Below are 17737 nucleotides of genomic sequence, written 5' to 3'. Positions count from 1 at the left end.
AATGATAGGTCAATTTGGATATTCAGCATTGGCGACTTATGGTTTTTGTCTTATTTTTAATGTGAGAGGAATAATTGGATTTTATGCTTCAATAGTAGGAGGGTTAGGTTGGTTAGTTTACTACATTTTTAATGAAATGGGGTATTCTTTGGCTATTTCCTTTTTTTTAGCTGGTGCTACAGCTACTTTAGGTTCAGAAATTATAGCCAGAAAATTAAAAACTCCTGTAACCTCATCACTTATTCCAACTTTTACACCATTAGTACCAGGAAGCGGAGCATATTATACAATGTTGTATCTTATAAATGGTCAATATGAAAAAGCTATGGAAAAAGGAGCAGAAACATTTATAATTTCAATAGCAATAATATTTGGGTTTTTAGTAGTAACAGATTTTTTTAAATTATATACGAAGTACAAAAGAAAAAGAGAGGATAAAAAGTGAAAAAAACAAATGCAGTAAGAGAGTTAGAGCAACATAAAATAAAATATTCTCTTAGAGAATACAAAGTAGATGAAAATGATTTAAGTGCTATTCATGTGGCTTTAGAAACAGGATTAGATTTAGAAAGAATCTTTAAAACTTTAACTTTATTAAATGAAAAAAATGAATTAATAGTGGCTTGTGTTCCTGGAGGAGATAATATTGACTTGAAAAAATTGGCTAAGATGGCTAATTGTAAAAAAGTTGAAATGTTACCTTTAAAAGATTTAACTGCTTATACTGGATATGTAAGAGGAGGATGTTCTCCAATAGGAATAAAAAAGAAACATACAAGTTTTATTCATGAATCAGCTTTAAAGTATGAAACAATAATTTTTAGTGGTGGAATGAGAGGTCTTCAAATAGAAATGGCTCCAAAAGATTTAATAGATTATTTAAAAATGACAGTAGGGGATATTATAGTATAAAAGAGGAAAAAAGTGGAGAAACAATTATTAGAAAATTTTTTAAAAAATAAAACAGAAAATAAAATAATTGGACAAGAAAAGAAGTTATCATTTTCTGTTATGGTATTATTTTGTGAAGTTAAAGGAAAGCTAAACTTACTTTTTGAAAAAAGAGCTAAGAATATAGCACAAGGTGGAGAAATTTCTTTTCCAGGTGGAAAAAAAGAAAAAGATGAAGATTTTATAGAGACAGCTCTTAGAGAAACAGAAGAAGAAATAGGAATATCAAGAGATAGAATAAAAAAAGTTGTAAATTATGGAAAATTATTAATGCCTACAGGACAATTGATAGAAGTTAAATTAGGATATATAGAAAATTTTAATTTAGATGAAATAAAACTGAATAAAAATGAAGTTGAAAGAGTTTTTTTAGTTCCTTTGGAATTTTTATTAGAAACAGAACCTCATATAGAAAAGGTTATGGTTCAAAATAATCCTCATTATGAAAATGGAAATAAAAAAATAATATTTCCATCAGAAAAATTAGGGCTTCCACAAATTTATTGGAAGCCATGGGGAAGAGAAAGAGAGATTTATTTTTATAAATATAAAGATGATATTATTTGGGGAATAACAGGAGAGATTATTTATTCCTTAATTAATGATATAAAAAATAGTAAATAGGATGGTAGTATGATAAAATTAATAGTAACAGATATGGATGGGACCTTATTAGATGATAATAAAAAAATAGATGAAAGTTTTTGGGAAGTTCATAAAAAAATAACAGAATTAGGAATACAATTTGTAGTAGCAAGTGGAAGGCAATATTATAATATAATTAAAAATTTTGAAAGATTAAATAATAAAAATATAATTGTAATGGCAGAAAATGGAGCTATTGTTATGGAAGGGGAAAAAGAAATATATTCTCAAGGTCTTCCGATGAAAGATGCAATAGAGCTTATAGAAGTTGGAAGAAAAATTCCTACAGCTCATCTAGTATTTTGTGGGAAGAAAAAAGCATATTTAGAAAATAATGATGAGGATTTTATAAAAGAAGTTGAAAAATATTATGAAAAATATGAAATAGTAGAAGATTTAACAAAAGTAGATGACATTCCTTTAAAAGTAACTATCTGTGATTTAACAGGAAGTGAAAAAAATTCATATCCATATTATAAAAAATATGAGGAAATTTATAAAGTAGCAATTTCTGGAGAAATTTGGTTAGATATTACAGAAAAAAATGTAAATAAAGGGATTGCTTTAAAAAATTTACAAGAAAAATTAGGTATAAAAAAATCAGAAACAATGGTATTTGGAGATTTTTTAAATGATTATGAACTGATACAACAAGGAGACTATAGCTTTGTTATGGATAATGGACATCCAGAGTTAAAAAAGATAGCTAAATATAGTGGTGGAGATAATAATAAAGCAGGGGTAGTAAATTCCATAAAGAAATATATATTGGAAAAATAAAAAATTTAGAGGATAAACAGAGATGTTTATCCTTATTTTATAAGGAGTGAAAAATGGAAAAAATAAAATTAATAGCAACAGATATGGATGGAACATTATTAGATGATAATAAAAAAATAAATGAGGAATTTTGGGAGATACATAAAAAAATAACAGATAAAGGAATTTATTTTGTAGTAGCAAGTGGAAGACAATATTATAATATAAAAAAGAGATTTGAAAGAGCTAAAAATAATGTAATAATGATAGTAGAAAATGGTGCTTTAGTCATAAAAGGTGGAGAAGAAATATATTCAAAAGGATTTAATAGGGAAGATACTTTAAAAATAATTGAGATAGGTAGAAAAAATAAAAGTTCTAATATAATATATTGTGGAAAAACTAAAGCATATGTAGAGGAAAAAGACGAGAAATTTTTAGAAGAATTTAAAAGGTCTTATGATGCTTATGAAATAGTAGAAGATTTAACAAAAGTACAAGAACCAGCCTTAAAAATATCTATCTGTGATTTAACAGGGGTAGAAAAAAATTCATATCCTTTTTTTAAAGATATTTCTCCTAATGTGAAAGTTGCTATTGGTGGAAAATGGTGGCTAGATATGACAGAAAAAGAAGTTAATAAAGGTGTAGCTTTACAAAAAATTCAAGAGTTATTAAAAATAAAAAAATCAGAAACAATGGTATTTGGAGATTTTTTAAATGATTATGAATTAATTCAACAGGGGGATTATAGTTTTGCTATGGAAAATGGTCATCCTGAATTAAAGAAAATAGCAAAATATAATGGTGGTAAAAACAATGAAGGTGGGGTCATAAAAAATATAAAAAAATTTGTTTTAGAATAAATATAAAAATAATAAATGATAAAACATTTAAAAATTAAATATATGAATGCTTGACTTTTGAGGATAGATGAACTAAAATGTAATATCACAAGAAATTATACTTTAGGGGAGGTAACGATATGACTAGTGCAATGTTAACAGATTTTTTAAAGAGTTTAGGACTTCTTGGAGCTTTTTTACTTTTAGGTGTATTTATAAGAGCTAATATAAAAATTTTTCAAAAAACATTTATACCAGCAGGTGTAATTGGAGGATTTTTACTTTTAATATTAGGACCTCAATGTATAAATATTTTACCTGTTCCAGGTGAATGGTTTAAAATTTATTCTTTACTTCCAGGAGTATTAATAGTACCAGTGGTTGCTGCTGTTCCTTTAGGATTAAATATAGGAAGTGGAAAAAGTACTGACTCAGATATTTTAAAAAATGTAATTCCTTTAATAGGAATTGGACTTGGAACTTCAATGTTTCAATTTGCTGTAGGATATGGAACTCATGTATTATTTTCTGGTCAAGATTTATATGATGTATTTGGAATAGAATTAGCAATAGGATTTGTTGGAGGGCATGGTACAGCAGGAACATTAGGGAATATCCTTTCAGGATTAAATTTACCATATTGGCAAACTTCTCAAGGTGTAGCTACCACAACAGCTACATTTGGAATTGTTGGTGGAATATTAATAGGAATAGGATTAATAAACTGGGCAGCTCGTCATGGTCATACAGCTTTATTAAAGAAACCAGCTGATATTCCAGAACCTCTTCGTATTGGATACCAAAAAGATATGGCAAAACAAAATTCAATAGGACGTGAAACAACATTATCTTCTTCAATAGATACTGTGGCTTTTCATGCTGCTATAATTTTTGTTGCTTGTGGATTAGCTTACATAGTTTTAGCTTTTACAAAAAAATTTAAAATTCCTGTACTAAGTAGTATTTCAGTATGGGCTTATGCAATGATAGTAATGTTTATTATTTGGGGAATAATGAGAAAACTAAATCTAAATTATTTAGTAGATGATAAAGTAAAAAGTAAAATTTCGGGTTCTTTTACAGAATATGCTGTAATAGCAGCAATAGCAAGTTTACCTATAAAAGCAGTAGCTGCTTATATAATTCCAATTCTTGTTATGGTTATTGTTGGTTATATAGTAACAACAGGTATTTTATTTATATTCTGTAAAAAATATTTAAAAGGATATTGGTTTGAACAAATGATTGGTACTTTTGGAATGAGTACAGGAGTATTTTTAACAGGAGTACTATTACTTCGTGTGTGTGATCCTAACTTAGAAAGTCCAGCACTAGCTAATTATTCATTATCTTACACAATAACAAGTATAATTTACTTTGCTATGTTGAATTTATTTATTATGTTACCAATGTCTTCTGGAGCAGGAGTAACTACAATGGTTGCTACAGGGTTAGGTGTAGTGATATTAATAGCTACAGTAGTAAGTAGTAGAGTTTTATTTGGAAAAGAGTTTAAAGGAAATTAAAAATGAAAAATTATGATAAAATTTTGGAAGAATTAAATGGCAAAATTTGGGATCATTCTGAATTAAAATTTAATGAATACAAATCTTCAAATGATATGATAGAGGTTTTAAAAAATGAAAATTTTATAATAAAAAAAGGCTTAGCTGGAATGGATACAGCTTTTACAGCTACTTTTGGAAAAGGAAAACCAGTTATAGGAATTTTAGGAGAATTTGATGCTCTTTCAGGATTGAGTCAAAAATCAGGAGAAGACAGAGCTATTCCAAGAGAGGAAACAACAAATGGACATGGTTGTGGACATTGTTTATTAGGGACAGCTGGAATAGGAGCTGTTTTAATGGTAAGAGATTTTTTAGTAGAAAATAATAAAGAAGGAACTATTATTTTTATTGGATGTCCAGGAGAAGAAGGTGGTTCAGGAAAAGCTTATTTAGCTAGAGATGGTGTTTTTGATAATTTAGACATAGCTTTAACATGGCATCCGTCTGGAGGAAATGCTATAATAACAGGGTCTTTCCAAGCTAATTGTCAAGTATATTTTAAATTTAAAGGAGTATCTTCTCATGCTGCTGGAGCTCCTCATTTAGGTCGTAGTGCTTTAGATGCTGTGGAATTAATGAATGTAGGAGTAAATTATTTAAGAGAACATATAGAATCAACAGATAGAATACATTATGCTGTGATAGATACAGGTGGTATATCTCCAAATGTTGTTCAAAGTCATGCTAAAGTGTTATATTTAATTCGTTCAACTGATACAGAAAAAGTAAAAAAATTGTATGAGAGAGTTTGTAAAGTGGCTCAAGGGGCAGCTCTAATGACAGAAACAGAGGTTGAAATCATATTTGATAAAGCTTGTTCAAATGTAATTTCAAATAGTATTTTAGAGGATGTTTTATATGAAACAATGAAAGAAATTCCTTTACCAAACTATAGTGAAAAAGATTTAGAGTTTGCTGAAAAAATAAAGAAAACTATAACAGATGTAGATAGAAATAGTGATATGTCGCTAATGTTTGTATCAAATCTTAAAAGAAAAGAATTAGCAAATAAATATAAAGAAATTTTAATGTCAAATTTTGTTGTAGAACACACTCATCAAGATATTAATATTCCAGGTTCATCAGATGTTGGAGATTGTAGTCATGTAGTTCCTACAGCTCAATTTTCAGGAGCTTGTTTTGTACCAGGAACTCCAGGGCATTCTTGGCAAATGGTTTCTCAAGGAAAAGAGGGAATAGCTATAAAAGGAATGTTATATGCTTCTAAAGTTTTAGCAAAATCAGTAGAAAAACTTATAGAAAATCCTCAGTTAATAGAAAAGGCTAAAGATGAATTTAATAAAGTTACTGAAGAAAAACCATATTCTTGCCCTATTCCTTTAGAGGTAAAACCAGATATATTAGGAAATAGATAGAATTAGGAGGAAAAAATGGAAATTATAAATTCTGCCAAAGAAATTCAAGAATATTTACAAAATATAAGAAGAGAATTACATGAAAATCCAGAAATTTCTAATAAAGAATTTAAAACTTCCGAAATAATTTTAAGAGAATTAGAAAAATTTGGAAATTTTAATATAAGAAAAAATGTAAATGGGAATGGAATAATAGCTGATCTTATAGGAACTAAAGAAGGAAAAACTATAGCACTGAGAGCTGATATGGATGCTTTACAAATAGAAGAAGAAACAGGTCTTTCTTTTGAATCTAAAAATAAAGGTATTATGCATGCTTGTGGTCATGATAATCATATGACTATGGTTTTAGGAGCAGCTTATCTTTTATCTAAAAGAAAAGAGGAACTTTCTGGAAGAGTAAGATTTATATTTCAACCAGCTGAAGAGCTTTCTCCTAATGGAGGAGCTAAAGGAATGATAAAAGAGGGAGCCTTAGATGGTGTTGACACTATATTTAGTATGCATGTATGGCCTGATTTACCATTAGGAAAGGTTGGAATAAAAGAAGGACCATTAATGGCAGCCTCTGACCATTTTACAGTAACTATAAAAGGAAAACCAAGTCATGCAGCAAAACCAAATGAAGGAATAGATGCTTTAGTAACAGGAGCTCAATATGTAACAGCTGTTCAAACTATTGTAAGTAGAAATGCAGACCCAATGAAGTCTATGGTAATAACAATAGGAAAAATGCAAGCAGGAAGTAGATACAATATAGTAGCTGGAGAATGTGTTTTAGAAGGAACTTGTAGAACTTTTGCTCCAGAGATGAGAGATTTAGCAGAAAAAAGATTAAAAGAAGTATTAGATGGAATATGTCTTCTTTCAGGATGTACAGGAGAATTAAATTATGAAAGAGGATATATGGCAGTATTAAATGATGGAGAAATGACAAAATATATGTCAGATAAAATAAAAGAAATTTATGGAGAAGAAGCTCTAGTAGAAGTAGAACCAGCAATGACAGCTGAAGATTTTTCTTTTTATTTAAATAAGGTTCCAGGAGCTTTTGCTTGGATAGGAACAACAGGAGAGGGAGAAAAAGTATGGCCTTTACATAATAGTCATTACAGTCCAAATGAAGGAGTATTATGGAGAGGAACAGCTCTACTTACAAAATTGGTTTTAGATTTTAATAAATAAAAAAATATAATTTACAAAAAATAAAAAAGATTGTTGTAAAAGTTTTATTATAAAGTATGCCTGCACTCTCCATCTTAGTTATCTAAGATGGAGAGTGTAGTTTTTTATGGCTAAATTAACAAAAGAACAAAAAATTGAAATTTTTAAAGTTTAAATCTATTATTAGAAGTTTTTATTTTCTGCCTCCAACAGTAATTTCACTAATTCTGATAGTAGGTTGACCTACATTTGTAGGGATACTACCAGAAGAAGCTCCACACATACCTTGTCCATAACTTAAATTATTTCCAACCATATCAATTTTTTTAAGAACTTCGCCACCATTTCCAATAAGAGTAGCCCCTCTTACAGGTTCTTTAATTTCTCCATTTTCAATGATATATCCTTCCATAACAGCAAAGTTAAAATCTCCAGTAGTTGGATTTACAGAACCACCACCCATATATTTAGCATAGATTCCTTTTTCAGTATTTCTAATAATATCATTAAAAGAAGATTTTCCTGGAAGAATAAATGTATTTGTCATACGAGATGTAGGAGCATATTTGTAAGATTCTCTTCTTCCACTGCCTGTAGAATTTTTATTCATTCTTCTACCATTTAATTTATCTATCATATATCCTTTCAAAATACCATTTTCAATTAATAAATTTCTTTGAGATGGAGTTCCTTCATCATCAATAGTAATACTTCCCCATTCATTAGGAATAGTTCCATCATCTACGGCACTAACTAGAGGATTAGCAATTAATTCTCCCATTTTATTGGCAAAAATAGAGTTACCTTTAGATACACTAGAAGCTTCTAAACTATGTCCACAGGCTTCATGGAAAATAACACCTCCAAATCCATTATCTAAAATAACAGGCATTTTTCCACTAGGACAATAACTAGCATTTAACATTGTTTTAGCAATCCTAGAAGATTCACAAGAAATATTTTCAATATCTAGGTTTTTAAAAAATTCAAATCCAGATGAAGCTCCAGGACTCATACGCCCTGTTTGCATTTCTCCATTTGCTTCAGCTATACTTTCTATTGAGATTCTTCCTCTAACTCTTTCGTCAATTACAAAACGTCCTTCACTATTGGCAATTAAAATATTTTGTTTTACATCAGCATAAGAAACTCTTACTTGGGAAATTATACTATCATAATTTTTAGCACTATTACAAGCTATTCTCATTAAATCAATTTTTTCATTTTTAGAAATTGTTTCAGGAAAAATTTGAATTTTATTAATATTTTCAATATCTTGTTTCATAAGATTTAAAGTTATATCTTCTTTAGTTCCTTTTATTGCTTGAGCAATTTTTTTAGTAGTTTTTAAAAGATTTTCTTCTTCCATATCATTTGTAAATCCATATACAGAAAATAAACCTTTAAAAATTCTGATTCCTATCCCAAAATCTCTTCCAGAAATAGCAGACTCTAATTTTCCATCAATCATAAAAAAACTATTATTATTTTTTTTCTCTATAAAAATTTCAGCAAAGTCTCCACCAGTAGATAAAGCTTCATTTAAAATTTTTTCAATAAGACTTTTACTAAGCATATTACCTCCAAAGTAAAAATAAGTATAGTTTATTATATCATAAAATAAATTAAAAAATAAAAGAAATCAACTTATTTTTAATTTTATTTATAATTGAGAATATAGTTAAAAATATTAAATATTTATTTTAAATTATTATTTTAATTAAAATTGGAAAAATAAGATAAAAATATTGTATAATTAAAAAAAGACAAAGTAATTATGGAGGGAACTATGGAAGAAAAAATATTTTTTCGTTTTGCAGAGGAAAAAGATGTGGAATTAATATTGAAATATATTATAGAGTTAGCTAGTTATGAGAAATTAGAGCATGAAGTAGTAGCAACTAAAGAATTATTAAAAAAATGGATATTTGAAGAAAAAAAGGCTGAGGTAATTTTTCCGATAGTAGACAATAAAGAAATAGGATTTGCTCTCTTTTTTCATAATTTCTCAACTTTTTTAGGAAAAGCAGGGATATATCTTGAAGATTTATATATAATCCCTCAATATAGAGGAAAAGGTTATGGAAAATTACTTTTAAAAAAATTAGCAAAGATAGCTATTGAAAGAGGATGTGGAAGATTGGAATGGTGGTGTCTAGATTGGAATAAACCAAGTATAGACTTTTATCTTTCTCTTGGAGCAGAACCAATGAATCAATGGACTGTATATAGATTAGCAGGTGATACATTAAAAAAGATGTCTGAATAAAGATATAAGAATAAAAATTTAAAAAATAGAAGTTTTATTATAAAAAAGGTCAAAATTATTATATATTATCAATATGTGATAAAAATAAAATTTTTAACTTCAATAAAAATAAGATATTAAAAAGCAAAATAAAAAAATCACTCTTAAAAATAAAGATTATTATTATATCTTTGATATAAAAAGAGTGATTTTTAATTAAAGATTAATAGGTTATATATTTAATAATTATTTTAGGAAGTTAAAACTTCCATTTTTTTGAGGAAAAAATATTTTTTACTAGCCAAAAATTTTTATAACAAAAAATATTTTTTAATAAAATTATATTATTTTTATTTTACAAAATTAGTTAAAAAATTAATTTACTTAAAGGAATTTTAGGAACATAATTATGTCTTTTTTCAATATCTCTATAATAGTTAGTATTTCCATCAGTAGCTTCAACAACTGTAGAAATTTCAAAAGGTTTTCCTAAAGCTATGAGGATTTCACAATTATAATTTTCGGGAATGTTTAATAAATTGTGAACAGATTTTTTATCAAAAGAAGCAAGGATACAACCACCATATCCCATATGAACAGCTGTAAGTAAAATATTTTGAGCAGCAAGGCCCATATCAAAATAATTTAAATTCATATTTAAAGGTTTATCATTAGGTAGACACATTACAATATAAGCTACAGGAGATTCTTCTAAAGAAGGATTCCAATCAGGAAGAGCTCCAGCCCATCTTGTAAGAGGGAATATTTTATCACACATATTTTCATTTTCAACTAAAGCATATCTAATATTTTGAGAATTTTTAGCACTAGCAGCTAATCTAGCATTTTCAATCATCATTAAAAGTTCGTTTCTGCTAATTTTATTCTCAGTAAAAGTTCTGTAAGACCTGTTTTTTAGAAAAATATCTTTTTCCATTGAAATAACCTCCTAAGTATTTTAAAGTTGTATTGTGTTAATACAAAATTTAGTCTAAATATATATTATTTTAGTCTAAAACATAAAAAAATAAATAAAATTATAAAAAATAAAAAAATATGATAAAATATTAAATGGAGGGAAATTATGAAACGAACAATAGAAGAAATTTTAAATGCAATCACTCATTATATTGGAGCTATTTTATCTCTATTTGGTTTAATATTTATAATCTTTCATTCAATAGAAACTAAGGAAATAGGATATACATTAGGTTGTATAATATTTGGAATTGCCTTAATCTTTTTATACTTAATGTCTGGTACATATCATATATTAATAAATGAAGATTTAAAAAAATTTTTTAGAAAATTAGATCATATTGGAATTTATTTTTTAATATCAGCTTCATATACTCCATATATTTTTACTGTTTTAGACGGTAAAACTAAATGGATAGTTTTTATAGCTCAATGGACATGCACTTTATTAGGAATTATTTACAAAATTTATTTTACAGGAAAAATGAGATTATTATCAACTATTATATATTTAATAATGGGTTGGATGGTTGTTTTTGTTTTTAAAGATATAAAGTCAGCTTTAAGTGCAGTATCATTTAATTGTTTATTAATTGGTGGGATTGTTTATTCAGTTGGAACAATTTTTTATATGATGAAAAAATTAAAATATAGCCATGTCATTTGGCATATTTTTGTAATTTTTGGTAGTTTTTTTAACTATCTTTCAATATACTATATAGCAGATAAGATTTAATTTGGAGGTAATATGAATTTTTATATAAAATTAATAATAAAAATTTTAGAAAGAAGTATGTCAGGACAGGATTCTGAAATTTTAAGAAAATTAAAAAGTGGAATAGATTTAACAACAGAAGATAAAAAAGAATTAGAAGAAATGATAGATAATTTATAGGAAGGAGAAGAATATGGCAATAAAATTTGTTACAGACTTTAATAAGGAAGCCGTATTTTATAAAGATAAGGAATTTACATATAAAGATTTAATAAAAGAAGCAAAATATATATCATTATTATTAGGAATAGAAAAAGGTGATAAAGTTGTAAACTTTATGGAAAATAGACCTGAATTTATTTGTAGTTTTTTTGGTATTTGGAATAGTAAAGGAATTCCTATAAATATAGATGCTGGATATGACTCAGAAGAATTAGAATATATTTTAACTGATGCAGACCCTAAAATTATAGTAACATCTAATAAAAATTTAAAAGTAGCTCAAAAGGCTGTAGAGCTTTCAGGAAAGAATATAAGAATAATAAATAGTGATGAAATAAAAGTTCCAGAAAATTTTCAAGTTGATGAATATGTAATCTATTCTCCAGAGTTAGATGAGACAGGGGTTTTATTATATACTTCAGGAACTACAGGAAAACCTAAAGGAGTTGTACTTACAGTAGATAATTTAATGTCTAATGTAGATGCTATAACAGAGATAAAAATGGGAACTCCAAAGGATAGATTATTAGCCTTATTACCTTATCATCATGTATTACCACTTTCTATAAACTTATTAATGGCAATTCATATAGGAACCTTAATAGTTTTAATAGATGAACTTTCAGCTTCTGCTATTTTAGGAGCCTTACAAAAATATAAAATAACAATTGTAGTAGGAGTACCAAGACTTTGGGAAATGATACATAAAGGACTTATGAATAAAATAAAAACTAGTAAGATAGCTACAATGTTATTTAATTTGTGTAAAAAAGTAAATAATAGAACTTTTAGTAGAATTGTATTTAAAAAAGTCCATGAAACTCTTGGAGGGCATATAAGATTTTTAGTTTCAGGTGGAGCAAAATTAGAGTCAGGAATAATGGATGATTTTAAAGTTTTAGGAATAAAAGTTTTAGAAGGATATGGACTTACAGAAACTTCTCCAATTATAGCTTTTAATAGAGAAGATGATGTAAAAATAGGAACAGTTGGAAAAGTTATTCCTGGTGTAGAAGTAAAAATTGCTGATGATGGAGAATTAGTTGTCAGAGGAAGAAATGTTCTTAAGGAATATTATAATAAACCAGAAGCTACAAGGGAAGCAAAAGATTCTGATGGTTGGTTTCATACAGGAGATTTAGGAAAAATTGAAGATGGATATATAAGTATAATTGGTAGAAAAAAAGAGATGATTGTTTTATCAAATGGTAAAAACATAAATCCTGTGGATATTGAAAATGAAATTGCTAGAGGAACAGATTTAATAAAAGAGATAGCAGTAGTAGAATATAATAACCACTTATTAGCTATGGTATATCCTGATTTTAATTTAATAAAAGAAAGAAATATTGTTAATATAACAGAAACTTTAAAATGGGAAATAATAGATTCATATAATGTTAGTGCACCAGCATATAGAAAAATATTAGAGATTAAAATTGTAAAAGATGAATTACCAAAAACTAAACTTGGAAAATTAAGAAGATTTATGTTAAAAGATATTTTAGAAAATTTAGAAAAAGGTAATTCAGAAAAAGAAGAAACTATTGAAAAAGACCCAGAGGAAGATACTTTAGAATTTAAAACTTTATTAGAATATATAAAAGAGGAGAAAGGAGAAAATATTCATTCTAATTCACATATTGAAATTGATTTAGGTTTAGACTCTTTAGATATAATTCAAATGAATTCATTTATTGAAAAAACTTTTGGATTTAAAATAAAAGAAGAGGAAGCAGTTAATTTAAAAGTAATAAAAGAAATATGTGAATATATTAGAAAAAATAGTAATACTTACCACTTAGAAAAAATGAATTGGGGAGAAATATTTAAAGAAGATGTAGATTATCAATTGCCAAATCATAGGGCTATATGGTTTATAAAACTTATATTTACTCCGATTTTAAATTTATATTTAGGATTAAGAATTAAAGGTAGAGAGAAATTATCTAATGATACAAGAATAATTATTTGTAATCATGAAAGTTTTATAGATGCCTTTGCTGTTCAAAAATTATTTAGAGGAGAACAAATAAAAAATACTTATTATTTTGCAATAAAAAAACATTTTGATAAACCTGTATTGAGATTTTTTGCAAATCATGGAAATATAATTTTAATGGATTTAAATCAAAATTTAAAAGAAAGCTTACAGATTTCAGCTAAAGTATTAAAATCTAAGAAAAATTTAGTAATTTTTCCAGAAGGAGCAAGAACAAGAAATGGTAAGATTCAAGATTTTAAAAAATTCTTTGCAATATTATCAAAAGAGTTAAATATTCCTATAACTGTTTTGGGGATAAAGGGAGCCTATGCTTCAATGCCATATGGAAGTACTTTCCCGAAACCTGGTAAAGTAGAGGTTGAAGTGTTAGGAGAAGTGTATCCAGATGATTTACCAGTAGATAAAATCGTTGAAAAATCTAGAAATTTAATAATAGAGTGGCAGAATAAAGATAGAAAATAACTTGACAAAAGTACTTAAATAATATATAATTGTTCCATGCAGTACAGATTTAAGTAAAGTATAGATTCTGAAATAGGGGTATCAATATAAAATACTGAAGTTTCAAAACTAGTCTTTTTAAGTCTATGCAAAAGTATTTTATGGAGGTATCACAATGAATAAAGGAACAGTAAAATGGTTTAACGCAGAAAAAGGATTCGGATTCATCACTTCTGAAGAAGGAAAAGATTTATTCGTACATTATTCTGAAATTAAAAAAGAAGGATTCAAAACTTTAGAAGAGGGACAAAAAGTATCTTTCGATGTTAAAGAAGGACAAAAAGGACCTCAAGCTGCTAATGTAGAAATCCTTGGATAATTTAAAATTGATTTTTAAAGCCCACTCTTATGAGTGGGTTTTTTTGTATATAGATTTGGAGAAAAAATGAGATTAAAAAGAGAATTTTACACAAGGGATACCATAACAGTTGCTAAAGAGTTATTAGGCAAAATTATTGTAAAAAAAAGAGAAGATGGAGAAATTTTTAGTGGAAGAATAGTAGAGGTAGAAGCATATTTAGGAATAAGGGATAAAGCATGTCACTCATATAATGATAGAAGAACAAAAAGAACAGAAGTGATGTATAAAGAGGGAGGATATTCCTATGTTTTTTTAATTTATGGAATGTATCAATGCTTTAATGTAATTACTTCTTATGAAGGAAATCCAGAGGCTGTTCTCATAAGAGGAATAGAGCCTTTAATAAATAAAGAAAAAATGTTTGAAGAGAGAAAAGTAAAAAAAGAAAAAGATATCTCTAATGGGCCAGGAAAATTAACAAAGGCTCTTAGAATTACTAAATTAGATAATGGAATAGATTTAACAGAGGATAAAAATCTTTGGTTAGAAGATGATGGATATAAAGTTAAAGATATAGTTGAAACAACAAGAATAGGAATTGATTATGCGGAAGAAGATAGGTTAAAACCTTGGAGATTTTATATAAAAGATAATAATTTTGTTTCAAAAAAATAAATCTAACAAATAGAGTTGGAGGAAAAAATGGATAATAAAAAAGGTGTAATTCAAATTATTCATGGAATGAGTGAACATAAGGGAAGATATAGTCATTTTTTTAAATATTTTGAAGAGAGAGAATGGATAGTAGAAATGGAAGAGCATATTCATCATGGAAATAAAAAAGAAAGTGATGAAAAGATAGGAATATTTCAAAATGATTTTAATAAGATGATAGAAGACCAAATTAATTTTACGGAGAAATTAAGAGAAAAATATCCTGATAAAAAAATATATATATTTGGTCATAGTATGGGTTCTTTTATAGCTCAAGAGCATATGAAAAAATTTAGTGAAGAGGTTGCAGGATATATTGTTTGTGGTTCTTGTTATGAACAAAAAATATTATGGAATTTAGGAAAAATTCTTAGTAATCTTTTGGATAAAATTTATAAAAATAAAAGAGCCTCTATAATAAGAAAACTAATTTTTTTAAACTCTAATAAAAAAATAAAATCAAATAATTATTATAATGAAAATTCGTGGCTTTCAAGAGATATAGAGGAAGTAAAAAAATATTCAGAAGATAAAAATTGTGGTTTTACTTATAGTAGTAGTTTTTATAAAGAATTTTTTATTTTTTTAAATAAATTATATAATAAAAATGAATTTCAAATATTAAATAAAGATTTACCAATTTTAATTATATCAGGCTCTATGGATTCTGTGGGATTATACGGAAGAGGTGTCAGACAGTTAGAGAGATTTTATAAAAAATTAAATTTTAAGAATATAAGTTGTAAGTTATATAAAGATGCTAGGCATGAGCTACATAACGAAATAAATAGAGAAGAAGTATTTGATGATATAAAAAGTTGGTTTGAAAAAAATTAAAAAAGAGCTGTTACATTTTATAAAATTATTAATAATAAATAAAATTTTCATAATTAAAAATATTTTTATGAAAATAAATTTTATTTTATAATAAAAGATTTGTAACAGCATTTTTTTTATAGTAAATGAAAAAATATAATACATAAAATATGGAAATCTTATAATAAATATAAAAAAACTATTGACATTTGCTAAAAAATATGGTAATAATTATTAACAAATGTAAAAGAAGAGGTGTTAGTATGTCTATTACAAAAAAAGAGTTAAAAAAGATGTTTTTAGCAGCAGCTTCACTTTTAAAAGAAAATTGTGAAGAATTTTCTAAAATAGATTCACAATTTGGAGATGGAGACCATGGAATAACTATTGGTAAAATAGCAAAATTAATGGAGGAGAAAATAGAAGTATGGTCAGATAATGAATCTATAAAAGATTTTATAGATGATTTAGGAACTGGTATAATGGGAGTAAATGGTGGCTCAGCTGGACCTTTATGGGGAACTTTAATATCAGGTTTAGTTGTTGATTTAGATGATGAAGAAGAATTAACAATAGATGATTTTAAAAAGATGTTAAAAAGTTCTTTAAGTGAAATGCAAGATATAACAACAGCTAAAGTTGGGGAAAAAACTATGATGGATACTTTAATTCCAGCTGTAGAAACAGCTGAGAATTCAAAAGCTACAAATTTTAAAGAATTTTTTGAAGAAATAGCCAAAGCAGCTGAACAAGGGGCTGAGGATACAAAAAAATATATTTCAAAATTTGGAAGAGCAAAAAGTTATAAAGAAAAAACTCTAGGATATAAAGATGCTGGAGCTACATCATTGGCATGTTTATTTAGAGGGTTAGCAAATGGAATAAAATAAATTTATTTATAAAAAATTAGGAGGCGATATTTTTATGAAAATGAAAAAATTTATTAATGACCCAAGCAATTTAACAAAAGAACTTTTAGAAGGATTAGTACTATCAAATAAGGATATAATAGAATATGTTGATAGTGAATTAATAGTAAATAAAAAATTAAAAGATGCTGACCGTGTAACAATAGTTACATTAGGAGGAACAGGACATGAACCAGCTCTTAGTGGGTTTGTAGGAGAAGGAATGTTAGATATATCAGTACCAGGAGATATATTTGCAGCTCCAGGACCACAACCTTGTATAAAAGCTATAAAAATGGCTGATAAAGGAAAAGGAGTTTTATTTGTAGTTCTTAATCATGCTGGAGATATGCTTACAGGAAATCTTACAATGAAAGCTCTAAAAAAAGAAGGAATAAAAGTAGCCAAAATTGTTACTCAAGAAGATATTTCTAATGCTCCAAGAGAAAATGGAGATGATAGAAGAGGACTTGTAGGTTGTGTACCTTTATATAAAATAGCTGGAGCAGCAGCTGCTTCTGGAAAATCTCTAGAAGAAGTAGCTGAAATAGCCCAAAAATTCGCTGATAATATGGCAACAATAGCTGTTGCTACAAGAGGAGCTACTCATCCAACAACTGGAGAACCTATAGCTGTTTTAGGTGAAGATGATATGGAAATTGGAATGGGACAACATGGAGAAGGTGGAGGAGGAAGAATGCCTCTTAAAACAGCTGATGAAACAGCTCAAATAATGTCTGATGCTTTAATAAAAGATTTAAGCTTAGTTTCTGGAGAAAAAGTATTAGTTGTTATAAATGGAAGTGGAGCAACAACTCTTATGGAACAACTAATAGTATTTAGAAAAGTTCATAATTATTTAGCTGAAAAAGGAATTGAAGTTGTAGCTAATGTTGTAGGAGAAATATTAACAGTTCAAGAACAAGCTGGATTCCAAATGATGTTTGCTAGAATGGATGATGAGATGTTAGAATATTGGAATGCTCCATGTAATACACCATATTTTAAAAAATAATTTTAT

Annotated in this window: 19 protein-coding genes; 17 read left to right on the top strand and 2 right to left on the bottom strand. The window is 27.0% G+C overall.

Annotation, left to right across the window (positions count from 1 at the left end):
• Window position 1 precedes the first annotated feature (1 nt).
• The 8 genes from HF862_RS02290 (at window position 2) to HF862_RS02255 (ending at window position 7329) form a co-directional block, all read left to right on the top strand.
• Window positions 2–445, top strand: a complete 444-nt coding sequence (locus HF862_RS02290; protein WP_170186314.1) for a threonine/serine exporter family protein — start codon at window positions 2–4, stop codon at window positions 443–445.
• Complete coding sequence (gene ybaK / locus HF862_RS02285) at window positions 442–912, top strand: Cys-tRNA(Pro) deacylase (RefSeq protein WP_170186313.1); 471 nt, start codon at window positions 442–444, stop codon at window positions 910–912. Before HF862_RS02290 ends, ybaK begins: the two co-directional genes overlap by 4 nt.
• 12 nt (window positions 913–924) lie before the next feature.
• Window positions 925–1575, top strand: coding sequence for a CoA pyrophosphatase (locus tag HF862_RS02280; protein ID WP_170186312.1), 651 nt, complete (start codon window positions 925–927; stop codon window positions 1573–1575).
• Between the two features lie 9 nt (window positions 1576–1584).
• Window positions 1585–2376: an HAD family hydrolase gene (locus HF862_RS02275; protein ID WP_170186311.1), complete on the top strand. Its 792-nt coding sequence runs from the start codon at window positions 1585–1587 to the stop codon at window positions 2374–2376.
• 53 nt (window positions 2377–2429) lie between these two features.
• Complete coding sequence (locus tag HF862_RS02270; RefSeq protein WP_170186310.1) at window positions 2430–3221, top strand: HAD family hydrolase; 792 nt, start codon at window positions 2430–2432, stop codon at window positions 3219–3221.
• A 119-nt stretch (window positions 3222–3340) separates the two neighbouring features.
• Entirely contained in the window at window positions 3341–4726 is a 1386-nt protein-coding gene (locus HF862_RS02265) for a sodium/glutamate symporter (RefSeq protein ID WP_170186309.1), read from the top strand.
• Between the two features lie 2 nt (window positions 4727–4728).
• Window positions 4729–6144 carry an amidohydrolase gene (locus HF862_RS02260; protein ID WP_170186308.1) on the top strand — a complete coding sequence of 472 codons (1416 nt, stop codon included), beginning with the start codon at window positions 4729–4731 and terminating at the stop codon, window positions 6142–6144.
• A 15-nt stretch (window positions 6145–6159) separates the two neighbouring features.
• Window positions 6160–7329 (top strand): M20 family metallopeptidase, encoded by a 1170-nt coding sequence (locus tag HF862_RS02255; protein ID WP_170186307.1) that lies wholly within the window; start codon window positions 6160–6162, stop codon window positions 7327–7329.
• A 172-nt stretch (window positions 7330–7501) separates the two neighbouring features.
• Here the strand turns inward: HF862_RS02255 and HF862_RS02250 are convergent, their stop codons facing one another.
• Window positions 7502–8884 (bottom strand): TldD/PmbA family protein, encoded by a 1383-nt coding sequence (locus HF862_RS02250; protein WP_170186306.1) that lies wholly within the window; start codon window positions 8882–8884, stop codon window positions 7502–7504.
• Between the two features lie 213 nt (window positions 8885–9097).
• Here HF862_RS02250 and HF862_RS02245 point away from each other — a divergent pair, with 213 nt between their 5' ends.
• The gene (locus HF862_RS02245; RefSeq protein ID WP_170186305.1) at window positions 9098–9577 is read left to right on the top strand and encodes a GNAT family N-acetyltransferase; all 480 of its coding nucleotides are present in this window, start codon (window positions 9098–9100) and stop codon (window positions 9575–9577) included.
• 346 nt (window positions 9578–9923) lie between these two features.
• Here HF862_RS02245 and HF862_RS02240 read toward each other — a convergent pair whose 3' ends face one another.
• Window positions 9924–10493 (bottom strand): nitroreductase family protein, encoded by a 570-nt coding sequence (locus tag HF862_RS02240; RefSeq protein WP_170186304.1) that lies wholly within the window; start codon window positions 10491–10493, stop codon window positions 9924–9926.
• Window positions 10494–10640: 147 nt separating this feature from the next.
• On the opposite strand from HF862_RS02240, the gene HF862_RS02235 reads away from it, so the two are divergent.
• From HF862_RS02235 to HF862_RS02200, 8 genes are all read left to right on the top strand, one after another.
• The gene (locus HF862_RS02235) at window positions 10641–11270 is read left to right on the top strand and encodes a hemolysin III family protein (RefSeq protein ID WP_170186303.1); all 630 of its coding nucleotides are present in this window, start codon (window positions 10641–10643) and stop codon (window positions 11268–11270) included.
• 12 nt (window positions 11271–11282) lie between these two features.
• The gene (locus HF862_RS02230) at window positions 11283–11429 is read left to right on the top strand and encodes a hypothetical protein (protein WP_169733514.1); all 147 of its coding nucleotides are present in this window, start codon (window positions 11283–11285) and stop codon (window positions 11427–11429) included.
• 13 nt (window positions 11430–11442) lie between these two features.
• Window positions 11443–13938 carry an AMP-binding protein gene (locus HF862_RS02225; RefSeq protein ID WP_206038981.1) on the top strand — a complete coding sequence of 832 codons (2496 nt, stop codon included), beginning with the start codon at window positions 11443–11445 and terminating at the stop codon, window positions 13936–13938.
• Between the two features lie 154 nt (window positions 13939–14092).
• Window positions 14093–14296 carry a cold-shock protein gene (locus HF862_RS02220; protein ID WP_027127888.1) on the top strand — a complete coding sequence of 68 codons (204 nt, stop codon included), beginning with the start codon at window positions 14093–14095 and terminating at the stop codon, window positions 14294–14296.
• Window positions 14297–14362: 66 nt separating this feature from the next.
• A complete protein-coding gene (locus HF862_RS02215; protein WP_170186302.1) occupies window positions 14363–14953 on the top strand; it encodes a DNA-3-methyladenine glycosylase in 591 nt (196 codons plus the stop codon).
• Between the two features lie 27 nt (window positions 14954–14980).
• Window positions 14981–15829 (top strand): alpha/beta fold hydrolase, encoded by an 849-nt coding sequence (locus HF862_RS02210; protein WP_170186301.1) that lies wholly within the window; start codon window positions 14981–14983, stop codon window positions 15827–15829.
• Window positions 15830–16071: 242 nt separating this feature from the next.
• On the top strand, window positions 16072–16698 hold the full coding sequence (locus tag HF862_RS02205) for a dihydroxyacetone kinase subunit L (RefSeq protein WP_170186300.1): 627 nt from the start codon (window positions 16072–16074) through the stop codon (window positions 16696–16698).
• A gap of 34 nt (window positions 16699–16732) precedes the next feature.
• Complete coding sequence (locus HF862_RS02200; RefSeq protein WP_170186299.1) at window positions 16733–17731, top strand: dihydroxyacetone kinase subunit DhaK; 999 nt, start codon at window positions 16733–16735, stop codon at window positions 17729–17731.
• The last annotated feature ends 6 nt before the right edge of the window (window positions 17732–17737 follow it).

Source organism: Fusobacterium sp. FSA-380-WT-3A, from assembly GCF_012843705.1.
Taxonomy (GTDB): Bacteria; Fusobacteriota; Fusobacteriia; order Fusobacteriales; family Fusobacteriaceae; genus Fusobacterium_B.
This window is presented reverse-complemented; position numbering and strand designations above follow the sequence as displayed.

Coding starts and splice junctions, on each gene's coding strand:
- HF862_RS02290 (WP_170186314.1), top strand. CDS start 2: ATGATAGGTCAATTTGGATATTCAGCATTGGCGACTTATGGTTTTTGT.
- HF862_RS02275 (WP_170186311.1), top strand. CDS start 1,585: ATGATAAAATTAATAGTAACAGATATGGATGGGACCTTATTAGATGAT.
- HF862_RS02270 (WP_170186310.1), top strand. CDS start 2,430: ATGGAAAAAATAAAATTAATAGCAACAGATATGGATGGAACATTATTA.
- HF862_RS02265 (WP_170186309.1), top strand. CDS start 3,341: ATGACTAGTGCAATGTTAACAGATTTTTTAAAGAGTTTAGGACTTCTT.
- HF862_RS02260 (WP_170186308.1), top strand. CDS start 4,729: ATGAAAAATTATGATAAAATTTTGGAAGAATTAAATGGCAAAATTTGG.
- HF862_RS02255 (WP_170186307.1), top strand. CDS start 6,160: ATGGAAATTATAAATTCTGCCAAAGAAATTCAAGAATATTTACAAAAT.
- HF862_RS02250 (WP_170186306.1), bottom strand. CDS start 8,884: ATGCTTAGTAAAAGTCTTATTGAAAAAATTTTAAATGAAGCTTTATCT.
- HF862_RS02245 (WP_170186305.1), top strand. CDS start 9,098: ATGGAAGAAAAAATATTTTTTCGTTTTGCAGAGGAAAAAGATGTGGAA.
- HF862_RS02240 (WP_170186304.1), bottom strand. CDS start 10,493: ATGGAAAAAGATATTTTTCTAAAAAACAGGTCTTACAGAACTTTTACT.
- HF862_RS02235 (WP_170186303.1), top strand. CDS start 10,641: ATGAAACGAACAATAGAAGAAATTTTAAATGCAATCACTCATTATATT.
- HF862_RS02230 (WP_169733514.1), top strand. CDS start 11,283: ATGAATTTTTATATAAAATTAATAATAAAAATTTTAGAAAGAAGTATG.
- HF862_RS02225 (WP_206038981.1), top strand. CDS start 11,443: ATGGCAATAAAATTTGTTACAGACTTTAATAAGGAAGCCGTATTTTAT.
- HF862_RS02220 (WP_027127888.1), top strand. CDS start 14,093: ATGAATAAAGGAACAGTAAAATGGTTTAACGCAGAAAAAGGATTCGGA.
- HF862_RS02215 (WP_170186302.1), top strand. CDS start 14,363: ATGAGATTAAAAAGAGAATTTTACACAAGGGATACCATAACAGTTGCT.
- HF862_RS02210 (WP_170186301.1), top strand. CDS start 14,981: ATGGATAATAAAAAAGGTGTAATTCAAATTATTCATGGAATGAGTGAA.
- HF862_RS02205 (WP_170186300.1), top strand. CDS start 16,072: ATGTCTATTACAAAAAAAGAGTTAAAAAAGATGTTTTTAGCAGCAGCT.
- HF862_RS02200 (WP_170186299.1), top strand. CDS start 16,733: ATGAAAATGAAAAAATTTATTAATGACCCAAGCAATTTAACAAAAGAA.